We start from the raw sequence: 15,255 nt of genomic DNA on the forward strand, positions 1-15,255 counted from the left end.
CTCCACTGCCAGCCCCCTGGCATGACTGCCCCGGTTATAAAGAGACGAGCCCGCCGACACAATGCCTTATTCCGCCCCCATTCAGGCGGACAGCGCAAAGACACGGGGCTTTCCGAGCGCCCGGTTTCGGGCCACAGCAAACGCGCCGAACATTACCCCGCACACCTCCGGCCCGAATTTCGCGGCGCCATTGGTGCAAAACATTTGCGTCGCCCCACCGGCTTTGTTATAGCCTCCTCACCCTGACGACAGGGCCTTACGGCGCGGTGGCGGAGTGGCTACGCAGCGGACTGCAAATCCGTTTACACCGGTTCGATTCCGGTCCGCGCCTCCAGCTTTTCCAAAGGTCATGACCGAACGGCCCCGCTCATCCGGCGGGAAGCGCGTTCAGTGTCCAGGCCAGTGTGTCGCCGCCTTCGGGATGCAGCAGTGGCCGCGCGCTCACATGGCAGCCATGCCCTTCGAGCCGGGCCTTTACCGTGCGCATGTCATCGGCGCTCAAGGCCGCATCCCGCAGCATCGAGAGCCGGGCGGCCAGCGCGGTCAGCGCCTTTTCCGACGCATCGATCTTCGGCATCAGGCTCGCTGGCGGCTCGCTCTCCTGCGCTTCGAACAGCGCCATCAGCTTGCGTCCCAACGTCATTATCGTGCCATGATTCGGATAGTGGGCAAGCAATCCGTTCAGTGCCTCCAGGCTTTCAATGAACGCATGAACCGCCTCGTCCGCCGCCGCCTGACAGGCGGCCCCGCCATCCCGGCGCAGTGTCGTTACCGCATCCAGCGCGCGGCGCAGATTGGCGTGAAGCGGCATCCTGGTGATGGTGTCAAGCAATGCCAGATCCCGCTCCGCCGCCTGTTCGGCGCGCCCATTTCCGGCATGGAGCACACAATGCAGCCGCCCGCCGGGCGCGAGAACGCGCAGCGCCTGATCCAGCGCCCTGTCCAGCGGCGCATATTCCACCCCGAACTGGCTGACCACCAGGTCCACGCTGGCATCCGGCATGGGCAGGTCCGTCACGTCCACGCCGCCCTGAAAGGTTATCGCGGCCAGCCGGTCCCGGCACTGGGGTGCGTGGCGGGCCGGGTCAATGCGGGCCAGGTCCACGCCGGTCACGGTGAAGTGTCGCCCGGTCATGGCCGCCACGTCCGCCGCGATCATGGCCACGCCGCCATTGCCGGTGGCCAGGTCGAGAATGCGGGCGCCGTCCGGCATGTCCTGAAACACAGAGCGCCAGTGCGATGCGAGCGGGCCATCATATCCCGCGCGCAGATCATCCGCCAGGCAACAGGCCAGATGGCCGCTTTGCCAATAATCCTCCCACATCCAGCGTGGATCGTCAGCCCTGCTCACGGCCTTTTGCATCCCCTGATACGCCCCCACCATGCGGGAGCACCCACCAGAGAGGTATCAGGGGCGCCACGGCGGGAGCAAAGAAAAATATGAATTTTGGGGTTGGCATGGCAGAGAATTTTTGTATAACGGGCGCCACCAACGGGGGTAAACACCCGAACTACTGATCCCCAGTAGCTCAGTTGGTAGAGCAAGCGGCTGTTAACCGCTGGGTCGCTGGTTCGAGTCCGGCCTGGGGAGCCAATTTTAAACGGTCTGATCGGCTGGTCCGGTCAGGCCGTTTTTCTTTTCCTGGCACCGCCCCGCGCACAGCCGGGATCACCCCCCTGCTTCCGCGGTCAACATGCCCGCCATGCCGGTAATCGGCGCCGGCTCCCCGGATCGGCGCTCCGGCCCATCATACATGATCCGCGCCCGACCACGGCGGCGGCACGGCCCCACATAACCGGGGGAGCGGATAAAGGGCATGGGATTGGCGTGAATATGCGCCAGGCGCTGATCAATGGCATCAGCGCTGAGGGGAATGCTGAGCACTTCATTGACCCCCGCATTGCGGGCCTCGGCAATCAGGGTTTCATTGGGGCCCTGAATGGCCATGACGATAGGCATTTCCGATCGCGTGCCAGTGAAATAGCGCACTTCATTGACGAACTGAATGCCGCCGCTCGACCCTTCCCGGTTATAGGAACCGCCACTGCCGTCGGCCATCAGGGTGATGGGCAGGTCATAGTCCACGAACAACAGGTTGAAGCCGCCCTGCTCCAGCGTGCGGCGGCCCACATTCAGATCCGGCACCACATCGAATCCCGCCACGTCCTGCTCGTAGAAAAAGCTTTTCACGGCAATGGCCAATTGCGGGTTCCGCATGGCAATGCAGACATGCAGACCTTGATAGACATGGGATGGCAATCGCATGGGCATGGGCGCCTCGGTACCGACGGATTTACGCTCCAGTTTACTAAAAACTTAATGAAATTCCATCTTGCACGGACTTTGCCATAAAAAAAGCATAAGTTTGGTTTGGTAGTGCGCATGTTGTCTTGCAATTGCAAATTTCACGGGGGAACCGAAATCATGACCATCAACAGACTGACCGCCACAACGGCGCTTTGCGCCCTGCTGAGCAGCCCCGCACTGGCCGACAAGACCGACCATGACGGCTGGTATGGCGGCTTGCAGGGCGGCGCCACGCTGGCTGGCGAACACCGAATCGATCCGGGGTCCGGCCTCAACCTGCAAGACAACAAGAAGCCCGGCGCCGTGTTGGGGCTGCTGGCGGGGCTGGAACGTGGTAACTTCCGCTACGAACTGGATTATTCCCTGCGCTGGAACCGTTTCGACCGCATTGATGTGCGCGATCCGGGCACCCTTGCGCTCGCCACGGGGGGCGACGATGCGGGTGGTCAGCAAAAATCGCAAAGCCTGATGGGCAGCGTGCTCTACAACGCTTTCAATGTGGATGACTGGCGTGGCTTTGTGGGCCTCGGCGCCGGGCTTGCCCATCTTGACACCCACAGGTTCCGCGCCGGTCAGGTGGCCATTGCCAATGACGAAAACTGGGAACCCGCCGGGCAGATACTGGTGCAACTGACCCGCCCCATCACCGAATCACTGGCTTTCAGCATGGGGTATCGCTATTTCCGCTCCTTTTCCGGGGGCGTGGCGACCAATGGAAACGGCACCGACCAGGTCGGCTTTTCCAACCATGATGTTCTGGCCCGGCTGACCTGGCATTTCGGCGAAAAGGCAGGCTCGGACCCGAAACCGCAACCGGTATCCGCCCCCGCGCGGTCGCCGGAGCCGGAGCCGGAGCCAAAGCCTGAGCCCGCACCGGAGCCGAAAGCCGCGCCCGCGCCTGCGCCCGCACCGGAACCCGCGCCTGAGCCGGAACCCGAACCGGAGCCGATCCCGCCCTTCATGGTCTTTTTCGACTTTGACAGCGCCGACCTCACATCCAGCGCCCGCACCAAGGTGAAAGAGGCAGCACTGGCCTTCGACCGGCTGGATGCCCGCCTTGTCATCGCCGAAGGGCATACGGACGACATGGGCGCAAACGACTATAATATGGACCTGTCGCGCAAACGGGCCGCGGCGGTGAAACTGGCCCTGATCGAGGAAGGCGTTCCCACGGGTAAGATCGATATCCGCTATGAGGGCGAATCCAGCCCGCTCGACAAGGCGCCGGACGGCATCCAGCTCCCCGACCCCTCTGCCAAAGGCACGGCACGGGATCGCCGCGTTGCCATCATCATCCAGCGATGATGATGGCTCTGTATTTCGCTCACGCAAGCGTGCTGCGCACGCGCTCCGCGAGGGCGCCGCATTGGCGGCGGGCCACGGTCGTGGCCTCCGCTCATCCCGCGCAGTGGCGGGATGGCGGTAGAGGCGGCGTTGGTGCGGGCAGGGCGGGGTTTGTTTCCGCTCACGCCTGAGCGCTGCGCACGCGCTCCGCGAGGGCGCCGCATTGGCGGCGGGCCACGGTCGTGGCCTCCGCTCATCCCGCGCAGTGGCGGGATGGCGGTAGAGGCGGCGTTGGTGCGGGCGGGGCGGGGTTTGTTTCCGCTCACGCAAGCGTGCTGCGCACGCGCTCCGCGAGGGCGCCGCATGGGCGGCGGGCCACGGTCGTGGCCTCCGCTCATCCCGCGCAGTGGCGGGATGGCGGTAGAGGCGGCGTTGGTATTTGTGAGGCGGTGCGGGTGGATTTTCGGTCCGTTCTTGCCAAACCGGGCAGCTTGGCCCTATCCCTGAAAGCTGGTTCGTGAAGACACGGTTCACAAAACAGGGGGAGAGGCGCGGTGTCCGATAAGGGAACGGTTTATGATGAAGGGCCGGGTCAGGGTTTGTTGCGGCATCAATTATGGTTCCGCGTGCTCGTGGGGCTGCTTGCAGGCTTCGCCGGTGGGCTTTTGCTGGGGCCGGAAGTGGGCCTGGTGGCCGATGGCACCGGCAAGCTGATCGGCGAATGGCTGGCCCTGCCCGGCAATATCTTTCTCACCGTTCTGCAATTCATCGTCATCCCGCTGGTGGTGGCCAGCGTCATGCTGGGTATTGCCGATGGCAATGACAGCCGCGCCATCGGCACGCTGGGCGGCGGCGTTCTGTGGTTCGTGATCACCACCACCATCGCCATCACCATCGCCTTCATCCTGTCCAACCTGATCGAACCGGGCAGCCAGATCGACTCCTCCCGGCTTGGCGGGCTTGGCAACCCGGATGTGGATGCGCCAGACCTGACCGGACGGTCCATCCCCGCCACCATCGCCAGCGCCCTGCCCGAAAACATGTTCGAGCACATGGCCAGCAATGACATGCTTCAGATCGTCATCGCGGCGGCTATTTTCGGCCTGGCGCTGATCCGTATGCCCAATGTGGAAGGCCAGCCCATCATCGACCTGATGCGCGCCACCCAGTCCGTCTGCATGACCGTGGTACTGTGGCTGATGAAATTCGCGCCCATCGTGGTGTTCGGCCTGATCGCCGATACCGTCATCACCAAGGGGCTGAGCGCCATTGCGGCGGTGTCCATGTTCTTCTTCACCGTGATCCTGGCGCTGCTGGCCATGATCGGGGTTTATATGCTGCTGGTGGCGGTGCTTGGCGGGCGCAACCCCATCACCTTCATCAAGGATTGCCGGGAGCCCATGCTGCTGGCGTTCTCCACCTCATCCTCAAGCGCCACCATGCCGGTCACGCTGCGCACGACCACCGCCCGGCACAAGGTGCGTACCAGCGTGGGCGGCCTCGTGATCCCGCTGGGCACCACCATCAATATGGATGGCACCGCGCTTTATCAGGCCGTTGCCGCCACCTTTATCGCGCAGGCATACGGGCTGGATCTCACCACTTTCCAAATGGTATCCATCGTGGTGCTGGCCATTGCGGGCTCGATCGGCACGCCGGGCATTCCGTCGGCGGGGATTCCCATTCTTGCCGCCATTCTGGAAAATCAGGGCATCCCGGTGGAAGGCATCGCCCTGATCCTGGGCGTGGACCGGCTGCTGGACATGTCGCGCACGGTGATCAATGTCACCGGGGACATGACCGCCGCCACCGTGCTGGACCGGCTGATCGGCCACAAGCTGGACAAAAAGGCGCCGGAGGCGGTGGCCGAAACACCTCCGTCCGCATCCGGCTAGGCTCTTGGCGGCGGGCCGGTCCCGGTGCTATAGCCCGGCAAACCCCAATGCCGGACAGGACAGGAAAGGCCACGCCTCATGCCGCTTGAAACGCCATCACACCGGAAAAATGCCGTGGTACTCCTCTCAGGCGGGCTGGACAGTGCCACGGTCACCGCCATCGCCCAGGATCGCGGCTATGCCGTGCACGGCCTGTCCTTTCAGTACGGCCAGCGCCACGGCGTTGAACTGACGGCGGCGGCCCGGCTGGCGGACAGCATGGGCCTTGCCGAGCACAAGGTGGCCAATCTGGACCTGCGCACTTTTGGCGGCAGTGCGCTCACCAGCGATATCGACGTGCCCAAGGATCGGGACGCGGCAAGCATGACCGACATTCCGATCACCTATGTGCCGGCCCGCAACACCATCTTCCTGTCCTTCGCCCTGGCCTATGCGGAAACCGCCGCCGCCGACGCGATCTTCATCGGCGTCAACGCGCTGGATTATAGCGGCTATCCCGATTGCCGCCCGGAATACATCAAGGCGTTCGAGACCATGGCAAATCTGGCCACCCGCGCAGGTGTCACGGGGGACGCGCCCGTCACCATCGAAACCCCGCTCATGCACATGACCAAGGCGGACATCATCCGCGCGGGCACCGCGCTCGGCGTGGATTACGGCCTGACCATAAGCTGCTATGATCCTGACGGTGCGGGCCGCGCCTGCGGACACTGCGACAGTTGCCTGCTGCGGAAAAAAGGGTTCCATGAAGCCGGCGTGACGGACCCCACCCGCTATCAAAGCGCGGAATGATGCCATGACATACAGCGTCAAGGAGCTGTTCTACACCCTGCAAGGGGAAGGCGCCAATACGGGCCGCCCGGCGATATTCTGCCGGTTCGCCGGCTGCAATCTGTGGAGCGGCCTGGAACGGGACCGGGACACGGCCATCTGCCGCTTCTGCGATACCGACTTTGTGGGCACGAACGGCCATGGCGGCGGCAAGTTCAAGACCCCCCTTGCCCTGGCTGTGTCCGCGGCTGCGCTCTGGCCGGAAGGGGCGGGCAATCGCCTTGTGGTCTGCACCGGCGGCGAACCGCTTTTACAGCTTGATGCCCCCCTGATCGAAGCCTTCCACGCCGCGGGCTTCGAGGTGGCGGTGGAAACCAATGGCACCATCACGCCGCCGGAGGGCATCGACCATCTCTGCGTCAGCCCCAAGATCGGCAGCGATCTTGCGGTCACCTCCGGCACCGAACTGAAACTGGTCTATCCGCAGGAAGGCGGCGACCCGGCCCGCTTCGCCCATCTGGATTTCAGCCACTTCTTTCTGCAACCCATGGACGGCCCGGACGTGGCCGCCAACACAGAAGCCGCCATCGCCTATTGCATGGCCAACCCCCTGTGGCGGTTGAGCCTTCAAACGCATAAGGTATTGGAAATACCGTAGTTTGATTTCACGCCTTGGCCGCTGACGCGGCCCAGCTCCAAATGGGCGCCGCACTTGCGGCGGGCCACGGTCGTGGCCTCCGCTCATCCCGCGCAAGGGCGGGATGGCGGTAGGGGCTCCTTTTCGCTCACGCAAGTGTGCTACGCACACGCTCCGCGAGGGCGCGGCACTTGCCGCGGGCCACGCTTGTGGCCTCCGCTCATCCCGCGCAGGGCGGGATGGCGGTAGAGGCAACATAGGTGTGGGTTTGTGTACCGCTCACGCCTTGGCGCTACACGCCCGGCTCCGCTGGGGCGCCGCAGGGGCGGCGGGGCGCGGTCGCGCCCTCCGGCGCTGCCGTGGGCAGCACCGGTAGAGGCGGCGTTGGTGCGAGGGTGGGAGGTGCGTGTTGGTGCGCGCGGGGTTAGCCGCGGCCACGATAGGGAGCCACACCCTGGTCGGGAACCCATAGGCCGTCCGGCAGGGTGCCTTTCTGGAAGAACACGTCTATGGGGATGCCGCCGCGCGGGTACCAGTAACCACCCAGCCGCAGCCATTTGGGGGCCAGTTCGTCCATCAGCCGCTCGCCGATACCCACCGTGCAATCCTCGTGAAAGGCGGCATGATTGCGGAAGGATTGCAGATAAAGCTTCAGGGATTTGCTTTCCACCAGCCAGTCCCCCGGCGCATAATCCAGCACCAGATGGGCGAAGTCCGGCTGGCCCGTTACCGGGCACAGGCTGGTGAATTCCGGGCAGGTGAAGCGCACCAGATAATCGCTGCCGGGCCGGGGGTTGGGCACCCTTTCCAGAACGGCATCTTCCGGGCGATCCGCCGCCGTGCCGCCGCCGCCCAACTGGTTCAGCCCCTCATAGATCGACTCGCTCATGGTGTGATGCTCCGCCTGTATGCCGCCTGCCACCGCCATATGGCGCGCGTTTCAATCCCTGTCAAAGGCTTTGTCACCCCGCTTCAGCCTTTGTTAAGGCAGCCGGGTTAAGATGAAAAGAGGCTGAAAAGCCCGGAAAGGATAGATAAGCATGACTGCCTGGCCCAACCATCCCAAGGTCATACGCGCCCGCTTCGCGCCGGGCCATATGGTCTTGCACCGCACGCAGGGCTACCGCGCACTGGTGTTCGATGTGGATGCCTGCTTCGGCGGTGACGCCACCGACACGGACGATGACGGTATGCCCCAACGGCCCGGCCCCTGGTATCATGTGCTGGTGGACGGCGCCGAGCACAGCGGCTATGCGGCGGAAGCCGACCTGGAACCGCTGGAAGCCCCCGCCACCATTGATCACCCCCTGCTGGGCCATCTGTTCACTGCCACCGGGAATGGTCGGCTGGCCATGCGCCAACGGCTGAACTGACGCGCTTCCCACCCCAAAAACAGGACTGGCGCTTGCCCTTGACCAATACGGCACAAGGCGCAACAGTCTGAAGCCATGACCCATGAGCCAGACGCCGCGCCGCACACCTCACCGCTGATAGACGCCGCCCGCCTGCGGGCATGGCTGGCGAACCACACACCGCCCGATCTGGTGGATGCCACCTGGTTCCTGCCCGGCAGCGGCGAAACCGACGCGGATGCCTTTGCCGCCCGCCATATTCCGGGCGCCGTATTTCTGGACATCGACACGGTGGCGGATCAGGCCAGCCCCCTGCCCCACATGCTGCCATCCCCGGACATGGCGGCCAGGGCATTTGCCGCGCTTGGCCTGCATCCGGGCCGCCCCGTGGTGGTCTATGATCAAAGCCCGATGCGATCCGCCGCGCGGGTCTGGTGGATGCTGCGGGCTTTCGGCTTCACGGATGTGGCGGTGCTGGATGGCGGGCTGAACGCCTGGCAGGCATCCGGCGGCCCGATAGCGGACGGTGCGGCCAGTGACGGGGCCGAGCCCGAACCGCTGCCCGCCACACTACCCGCCACATTGGCCGACCCCAGGGGCGTGGCGGACCTTGGGGCCGTGCGCGACGCCCTGGATGATCCCGACGCGGTGGTGCTGGATGCCCGCCCCGCCGAGCGCTTCACGGGCGCGGTGCCGGAGCCCCGCCCCGGCCTGCGGCCCGGCCACATGCCCGGCGCGGTCAATCTGCCCCTTGGCTGCCTTTATCACCCCGACGGGACCATGCTTGAGAAAGCTCAGCTTATCGATCTCTTTACAAGTCATGGCGTTGCCGAAGCGGATCGGATTGTGACAAGTTGCGGGTCTGGCGTGACGGCGGCCAGTCTGGTACTGGCGCTGGCCGTGGTGGGCCGAACCGCCGAACTATATGACGCAAGCTGGGCCGAATGGGGCGGCAGGCAGGATTGCCCGGTCGCAACCGGCGGATAGGCCGGATGCCGGGCCCGCGTGGCGGCATACCGGTTGCCGAAACAGTTTCGGGGTAAAGGAAAATCATGAGCACATCAGACAATCACCGCCGCCATTCAGCCACCCATGCGGTCACCGCGGGCCGCCGCAAGGATTGGACGCACGGCATCGTCAACCCCCCGGTCTACCGTGCATCCACCTGCACATTCGATACTTACGGCGAAATGCAGGACCGCCTGAAGGACAAGACCGGCCACAAGCTGTTCTATGGCCGCAAGGGCACGCCCACACACTGGGCCTTTGAAGAGGCGCTTCAGGAAATGGAGGGCGGCACGGAATGCAAGGTCTTCCCCTCTGGCGTGGCAGCCGTTACCGGGGCCATATTGTCGGTGGTGAAAAGCGGCGACCATGTGCTGATCACCGACAGCGTCTATGATCCCACGCGCAGCTTCGCAGACGGAATGCTCGCCACCCTGGGGGTGGAAACCAGCTATTATGACCCGCAGATCGGCGATGGTATCCGGGACCTGATCCGCCCCAATACCCGCGCCCTGTTCACCGAAAGCCCCGGCAGCCTGACCTTCGAGGTGCAGGACATGCCCGCCCTTGTGAAAGCCGCGCGGGACCATGACCTGTTCGTGTTGTGTGACAACACCTGGGCCACGCCGCTTTTCTTCCGCCCGCTGGAGCATGGCGTTGACCTGTCCATTCAGGCATGTACCAAATATATCGGCGGCCACAGCGATGTGATGCTGGGCGCGGTGGTGGCCAATGACCGCACGGCGCCCAGGCTGCGCAGCCTTGTACGCGCCCTTGGCCAGACCGCATCGCCCGATGATGTCTATCTGGCGACACGCGGCCTGCGCACCCTGCCCGTACGCATGGCGCAGCACCAGAAAAACGCGCTTGCCGTGGCGCACTGGCTGAACGGCCATCCCATGGTAGACCGGGTGTTACACCCCGCGCTTGAGGGCTGCCCCGGCCATGACCTGTTTCTGCGTGATTTTGACGGCGCCAGCGGCCTTTTCTCCATTGTGCTCACGGGCGGGGACTACCCCGACACCGCCGCCATGGTGGATGAAATGACCCTGTTCAAGATGGGCTTTTCCTGGGGCGGCTATGAAAGCCTGATCATGCCCAGCGATCCGGCCCGCTGTCGCAGTGTCACCCCGTGGCAGGCGCCGGGGCCGGTATTGCGGCTGCATATCGGGCTGGAAGAACCGGAAGACCTGATCGCCGAACTGGATCAGGGGCTGGAGCGCTACAAGGCGCATCTGGACCGGAAAGGCTGAAGGCGCAGCCATGACAGACGCGGCCATCAGCGCAATCGTCTGGCTCAGCCTGAAGGTGGCGTTCACGGTGGTGGCGCTGGGCCTTCCCCTTGCTCTGGCGCTGGCCTATCTGCTGGCTCGGCGGGATTTCCCCGGCAAGCTGGCACTGGACACGCTGCTCCATGCGCCGCTTGTGGTGCCGCCCGTGGTGGTGGGGTACGGCCTGCTGCTGCTGTTCAGCCCGGCGGCGCCGCTGGGCGGCTGGCTTGAAGCCCACGGGCTGGGGCTGGCCTATCGCTGGCAGGGGGCGGCACTGGCGGCGCTGGTCATGGCCCTGCCGCTGATGGTGCGCGCCATCCGGCAGGCGTTCGAGGCGGAAGACCCCGCCCTTGGCCAGTCGCTCGCCACGCTCGGCGTGCCGCCCCGGCGCCGCTTTTTCATGCTGTCCCTGCCGCTTGCCCTGCCCGGAATCGCCACCGGCGCCGCGCTGGGCTTTGCCCGCGCCCTGGGGGAGTTCGGCGCCACCATCACCTTTGTGGCCAATATTCCCGGCCAGACCCAGACATTGCCGCTGGCCATCTATACCGCGGCCCAAAGCCCCGGCGGCGAGACCACCGCGATGCATCTGGCGCTGATATCGCTGGTGCCTGCCCTGGCCAGCCTGGGCCTGTCGGAATGGATCAGTCGCCGCGCCCGGCGGCGGCGCGGCCTTCTGGGTGCGGCGCGATGACCGGCTCTGCGCCCCCGGCCATATCCCCCACACCCTCCCCAAAGCTGGATGTGGCCATTGATTACCACATTGCCGGTCAAGCCGGATCGGCGCGCTTCACCCTTGATGGCGGCATTACCGCGCTGATCGGGCCAAGCGGTTCGGGCAAGACCAGCCTGGCCCGGTTTCTGACCGGGCTCCTCACACCGGATCGCGGCCATGTTCTGTGGGGTGACACGCCGCTGTTTCACGCTGACACGGGCATCGATCTGCCGCCGCATCTGCGCGCCATGCCGCTGGTGTTTCAGGGCGCGGCGCTGATGCCCCATCAGCGCGTGCGGGCCAATCTGCTGGCCAGCCCCGCCGCCCGACCGGCACGGCTGGAAAAAGTGGCGGAAAGGCTGGGGATCGGCCACCTGCTGGCACGCTGGCCGCACACCCTGTCCGGCGGGGAGGCGCGCCGCGTGGCCATTGGCCGTGCCCTGATGGCCGACCCCAGAATGCTGATCCTGGACGAGGCCACCGCGGGGCTGGATCGCCCCCGACGACTGGAAACCCTGAGCCTGATCCGCGCGGTGAACCGGCGCTTTGGCGTGCCCGCCCTGATGATCACTCACACGGCGGAGGACATGCTGATGCTGGCGGATCAGGCGCTGGTGATGGACAGGCTGTCAGTGCAGGCCAGCGGGCCGCTCGGCGCTGTGCTGGAAGAGCCGGACACCATGGCCCGATTGGGCCTGAGCGACGCGGGCACCGTGCTGACGGGGGAGATTACCGCGCTGGAAGATGGCGTTGCCGCCGTGACCTCGGCGGACCTGAAATTACTGATCAATGGGGATCAACTGCACGGCACGGCGGCGCTGGGCGCGCAGGTGCGCCTGCGCTTGCGGGGCCGGGATGTGGCGCTCGCCCGCGCGCCCATGCCCCATAGCAGCATTCTCAACCAGATACCCTGCCGTGTGATCCACACACAAACCGGCTCACGCCATGAGCGGCTGGTGCATCTTGCGCCAGAGGCGGGCGGACAACCGCGCTTTCACGCCCGCATCACGGCCCGCTCCGCGTCGGCGCTCGGACTGGCGCCGGGAGACAGGATTACGGCCCTTATCAAGGCCGTCGCCGTGGCCCATACGTTGACGGATTGAATACCGGACAAACGCCACCGCCATGGCCCATGCGGGCGGTTCCCTGAGAGGTCTCGGCTTATTCCACCGCCAGATCAGCGGGCTTGATCCGGGGAATGTCTTCAGGCTTGCCGGGGCGGCCCAGATGGAAGCCCTGCGCCCAATCACAGCCATAGGAGCGCAGCAGAACCGCGCTCCGGGCGTCCTCCACCCCTTCCGCGGTGACTTTCAGGCCCAGATTATGGGCCATTTCCACGGTGGAGCGAACCAGAATGCGGTCTTCCTCCTCCCGCGCGAGGTTGAGCACAAAGGACTTGTCGATCTTCAGCTCATTCACCGGCAGGCGCTTGATATAGCTGAGCGAGCTGTACCCGGTACCGTAATCATCAATGGCGAGCCAGATGCCCAGCCGGGCCAATTGATCCAGCACTTCAAGGGCTCTTTCCATATCCCGCATCAGGGCGCTTTCGGTCACCTCAAGCTTCAGGCAATCCGCCTTCAGCCCCAACCGTGACAGGCACAGGCTGATTTCCGCCGGCAAGTCCGGGTTGATCAGATCCGTGGCGGACAGGTTGAACCCCACCTTCAAATCATGCCCCTGGCGCTGCCAACGGGCCACCTGGGCAAGGGCACATTCCAGACCATAGCGCGTCAGGGTACGGATATCCCCGGTCTGCTCGGCCAGGGGAATGAACTCGTCCGGCGGGATGAAGCCACGGCTGACGCTCTGCCAGCGCACCAGGGCCTCCGCGCCCACCACACGGCCCGTTTGCAGATCGAAGGCGGGCTGATAGGCGAACCCCACCTCGCCATTGTCAATGCCTTCGCGCAATTCGCTCATCACCGACAGGCGCAATTCCATGGACCGGTCCTGCTCGCCGTCATAAAGGGCCCAGCCATCACCGGCATTGATCGCCTGATCAACCGCGATGGAGCCGCGGCGCAGCAGGTCCGCCACCGTGTCACCGTGATCCGGCGCCACCACGCCGCCAAGGCGCAGCCCCACATCCACCGGCATACCGTCCACCGACAGCGGCTTGACGAACGCTTCCAGAACCGCCTCCGCCCGGTTCGCCAGTTCACTGGGCCGGTCAACCACCAGCGCGAAGCTGTCCGACGAGATGCGCGCCACATCCAGGCCCGTTGCATGGTGCAGCCGCTCGCCCGCCTGAGCCATCAGTTCGGTCAGATTTTCGTGATTCAGCGTGGCGCGCAACTGCGCCAGATGCTGTACCTCCATCACCATGACGCCGAAGCTTTCTTCCCGCGACAGGCGCTGCGCCACGGTTGCTTCAAAGCTGCGGCGGTTGGGCATCCCCGTTTCGCTGTCCGTGCGGGCCTGTTCCAGAAGCCGGCTTTCCCGGTCTTCAATGGCGCGGGCCATGGTGTTGAAACTTTCGGCCAAACGCCTGAATTCCCGGATCTGGCCGGGCACGCGCACATGCCGGTAGCGGCCCTGTGAAATCAGATGGGCACTTTGCAACAGATTGCGCAGGGGGCGGGTGAAGGCGCCCGCCACCACATAACTGCCCACCACCATGGCCCCGATGCCGAGAATGCCGATACCGAGCAGGGTCAGCCCCAGATCGTGATAGGCTTCCATGGCGGTATCCAGATTATGATAGAACAGCGCCGCAATTTCGGTGCCGCCTTCGGTGGTGGCCACCGGCGTTCGCCAGCCCAGAACGGTTTCCCCGTCCAGCACGAAATCGCCTACCGGGTCCGTGCCGGTATAAATTGGCGCGCCGACCACCTTTGAAAGCGCCTGCCGGCGTGATGTGGCCGCCGCCAATTGCCAATTATCCGCCCCCCCGCGGCGGAACAGAAAAGCCACATTGAGCTGCACGGGCGACAGGGAGCGGATTTTCAGAGCTTCCATTTCGTCAAGGTCGGAGCCGAAGACAATCCATGCCTGCGGGCTCGGCGCAAGCACCGGCGTGATGACCAGTTGTTGCAGAACGCCGTCCCATTCCACCACCCCCACCGCGCTGCCCGTGCGGGCGGCTTCCCGCATCAGCGCATCCGGCACGCGGGATACCGGGAAATCGCGCCCGGACTCGGATACATGTGTGATGGGTTCGTACAACGGGTCGAGCACCAGGGCCCGGTCGAAATCAAGCCTGAGGCGGAGCCGGGTCAGCGCCGCTTCGATATCATTGGCGCGGCCTTCATGAATGGCATTGCGGAAATCATAATCCCGCACCAGAAGATCGGCGGACTCGCTCAGCCGGGTCACACGGTCCTGAAACACCCGTTCCAGCACGCGGGCGGATGCACCGAGCTGGTCCATCACGGAATTTCGCACGGAATAGGCGGCGGAATTGTAGAGCGCGGCGAAAATCACCACGAGCCCGATGATGAACAGCAATGAGAAGGTGAGCGCCAGCCGGTCCTTGATCTTCAGCATCAGCATGGCACACCTTTCCGGCATCGGGCACAAGCCGCGTGCGCCCCCCCTGAGGTGGAAGCCCTGCCAAAACCGGGAGCACGTACATTCACCCTGCACACCCCCACTGATCAACCACTATCGCACACATCGCGCCCAAAACCGTCTGGACCCTGCCAGAAATTGAGCGAGCCACGACGACCCCGCCCTGTCAAGCATCCCGGATCGGCGCATATGGCAAGAAAAGACGATTCCGTGCGCCGACAAGGGTTTACGCCGTGTCACCTTTGCGTGACTTTCCCCGAAAGGCAAGAAGGGATTGTCGCCGCCCCGCGCGCACCGGCCCCGGATGTAGCGGGATACAGATGCCGGATGAGCAAGATGGGCATGGCGCCGCCATCACCGGGCGCCATGCCCCACCGTCGCTTTTAGCGGTCGTCGAAGCCGCCGACGGTGTCTTCCATGTCTTCCAGTGGGACGGCCTTTGTTTCCGGCACGATGAAGTGCACGAACAGCACCTGGCCCACCATCATCAGGGCGAAGAAGCCGAAG

13 protein-coding genes and 2 tRNA genes are annotated in these 15,255 nt (G+C 64.7%); 11 read left to right on the forward strand and 4 right to left on the reverse strand.

The genetic code is table 11. From position 1 onward, the window contains the following. Positions 1-260: 260 nt before the first annotated feature. Positions 261-334, forward strand: a tRNA-Cys gene (locus WGH93_RS12680). 33 nt (positions 335-367) lie between these two features. Here the strand turns inward: WGH93_RS12680 and WGH93_RS12685 are convergent. Continuing rightward, a complete protein-coding gene (locus tag WGH93_RS12685; protein WP_374765261.1) occupies positions 368-1,351 on the reverse strand; it encodes a class I SAM-dependent methyltransferase in 984 nt (327 codons plus the stop codon). A gap of 167 nt (positions 1,352-1,518) precedes the next feature. Between WGH93_RS12685 and WGH93_RS12690 the strand changes: the two genes are divergently transcribed. Beyond that, positions 1,519-1,594 (forward strand) — tRNA-Asn (locus WGH93_RS12690). 75 nt (positions 1,595-1,669) lie between these two features. On the opposite strand, the gene WGH93_RS12695 is transcribed toward WGH93_RS12690, so the two are convergent. Then, the gene (locus tag WGH93_RS12695) at positions 1,670-2,266 is read right to left on the reverse strand and encodes a response regulator (protein ID WP_374765262.1); all 597 of its coding nucleotides are present in this window, start codon (positions 2,264-2,266) and stop codon (positions 1,670-1,672) included. Between the two features lie 159 nt (positions 2,267-2,425). Between WGH93_RS12695 and WGH93_RS12700 the strand changes: the two genes are divergently transcribed. The 4 genes from WGH93_RS12700 (at position 2,426) to queE (ending at position 6,916) form a co-directional block, all read left to right on the forward strand. Then, positions 2,426-3,613, forward strand: a complete 1,188-nt coding sequence (locus WGH93_RS12700) for an OmpA family protein (protein WP_374765263.1) — start codon at positions 2,426-2,428, stop codon at positions 3,611-3,613. 533 nt (positions 3,614-4,146) lie between these two features. Beyond that, entirely contained in the window at positions 4,147-5,487 is a 1,341-nt protein-coding gene (locus WGH93_RS12705; RefSeq protein WP_374765264.1) for a dicarboxylate/amino acid:cation symporter, read from the forward strand. A 78-nt stretch (positions 5,488-5,565) separates the two neighbouring features. Further along, the gene (queC, locus tag WGH93_RS12710; RefSeq protein ID WP_374765265.1) at positions 5,566-6,279 is read left to right on the forward strand and encodes a 7-cyano-7-deazaguanine synthase QueC; all 714 of its coding nucleotides are present in this window, start codon (positions 5,566-5,568) and stop codon (positions 6,277-6,279) included. A gap of 4 nt (positions 6,280-6,283) precedes the next feature. Continuing rightward, positions 6,284-6,916 carry a 7-carboxy-7-deazaguanine synthase gene (queE, locus tag WGH93_RS12715; RefSeq protein ID WP_374765266.1) on the forward strand — a complete coding sequence of 211 codons (633 nt, stop codon included), beginning with the start codon at positions 6,284-6,286 and terminating at the stop codon, positions 6,914-6,916. 403 nt (positions 6,917-7,319) lie between these two features. On the opposite strand, the gene queF is transcribed toward queE, so the two are convergent. After that, positions 7,320-7,784 (reverse strand): preQ(1) synthase, encoded by a 465-nt coding sequence (queF, locus tag WGH93_RS12720; protein WP_374765267.1) that lies wholly within the window; start codon positions 7,782-7,784, stop codon positions 7,320-7,322. A gap of 151 nt (positions 7,785-7,935) precedes the next feature. Here queF and hspQ point away from each other — a divergent pair, with 151 nt between their 5' ends. The 5 genes from hspQ to WGH93_RS12745 all read left to right on the forward strand — a co-directional run bounded on the left by hspQ (position 7,936) and on the right by WGH93_RS12745 (position 12,338). After that, positions 7,936-8,268 (forward strand): heat shock protein HspQ, encoded by a 333-nt coding sequence (gene hspQ / locus WGH93_RS12725; protein WP_374765268.1) that lies wholly within the window; start codon positions 7,936-7,938, stop codon positions 8,266-8,268. Between the two features lie 75 nt (positions 8,269-8,343). After that, positions 8,344-9,234, forward strand: coding sequence for a sulfurtransferase (locus tag WGH93_RS12730; RefSeq protein ID WP_374765269.1), 891 nt, complete (start codon positions 8,344-8,346; stop codon positions 9,232-9,234). Positions 9,235-9,299: 65 nt separating this feature from the next. Beyond that, on the forward strand, positions 9,300-10,505 hold the full coding sequence (metC, locus tag WGH93_RS12735; protein ID WP_374765270.1) for a cystathionine beta-lyase: 1,206 nt from the start codon (positions 9,300-9,302) through the stop codon (positions 10,503-10,505). Between the two features lie 10 nt (positions 10,506-10,515). Continuing rightward, on the forward strand, positions 10,516-11,214 hold the full coding sequence (gene modB, locus WGH93_RS12740) for a molybdate ABC transporter permease subunit (protein ID WP_374765271.1): 699 nt from the start codon (positions 10,516-10,518) through the stop codon (positions 11,212-11,214). After that, entirely contained in the window at positions 11,211-12,338 is a 1,128-nt protein-coding gene (locus tag WGH93_RS12745) for a molybdenum ABC transporter ATP-binding protein (protein WP_374765272.1), read from the forward strand. The genes modB and WGH93_RS12745 overlap by 4 nt, the downstream gene beginning before the upstream one ends. A gap of 58 nt (positions 12,339-12,396) precedes the next feature. Here WGH93_RS12745 and WGH93_RS12750 read toward each other — a convergent pair whose 3' ends face one another. Next, on the reverse strand, positions 12,397-14,730 hold the full coding sequence (locus tag WGH93_RS12750) for a putative bifunctional diguanylate cyclase/phosphodiesterase (RefSeq protein ID WP_374765273.1): 2,334 nt from the start codon (positions 14,728-14,730) through the stop codon (positions 12,397-12,399). Positions 14,731-15,255 lie beyond the last annotated feature (525 nt).

The sequence above is a fragment of the Yunchengibacter salinarum genome (genome assembly GCF_037658235.1).
Classification (GTDB): Bacteria; Pseudomonadota; Alphaproteobacteria; order Sphingomonadales; family Kordiimonadaceae; genus Yunchengibacter; species Yunchengibacter salinarum.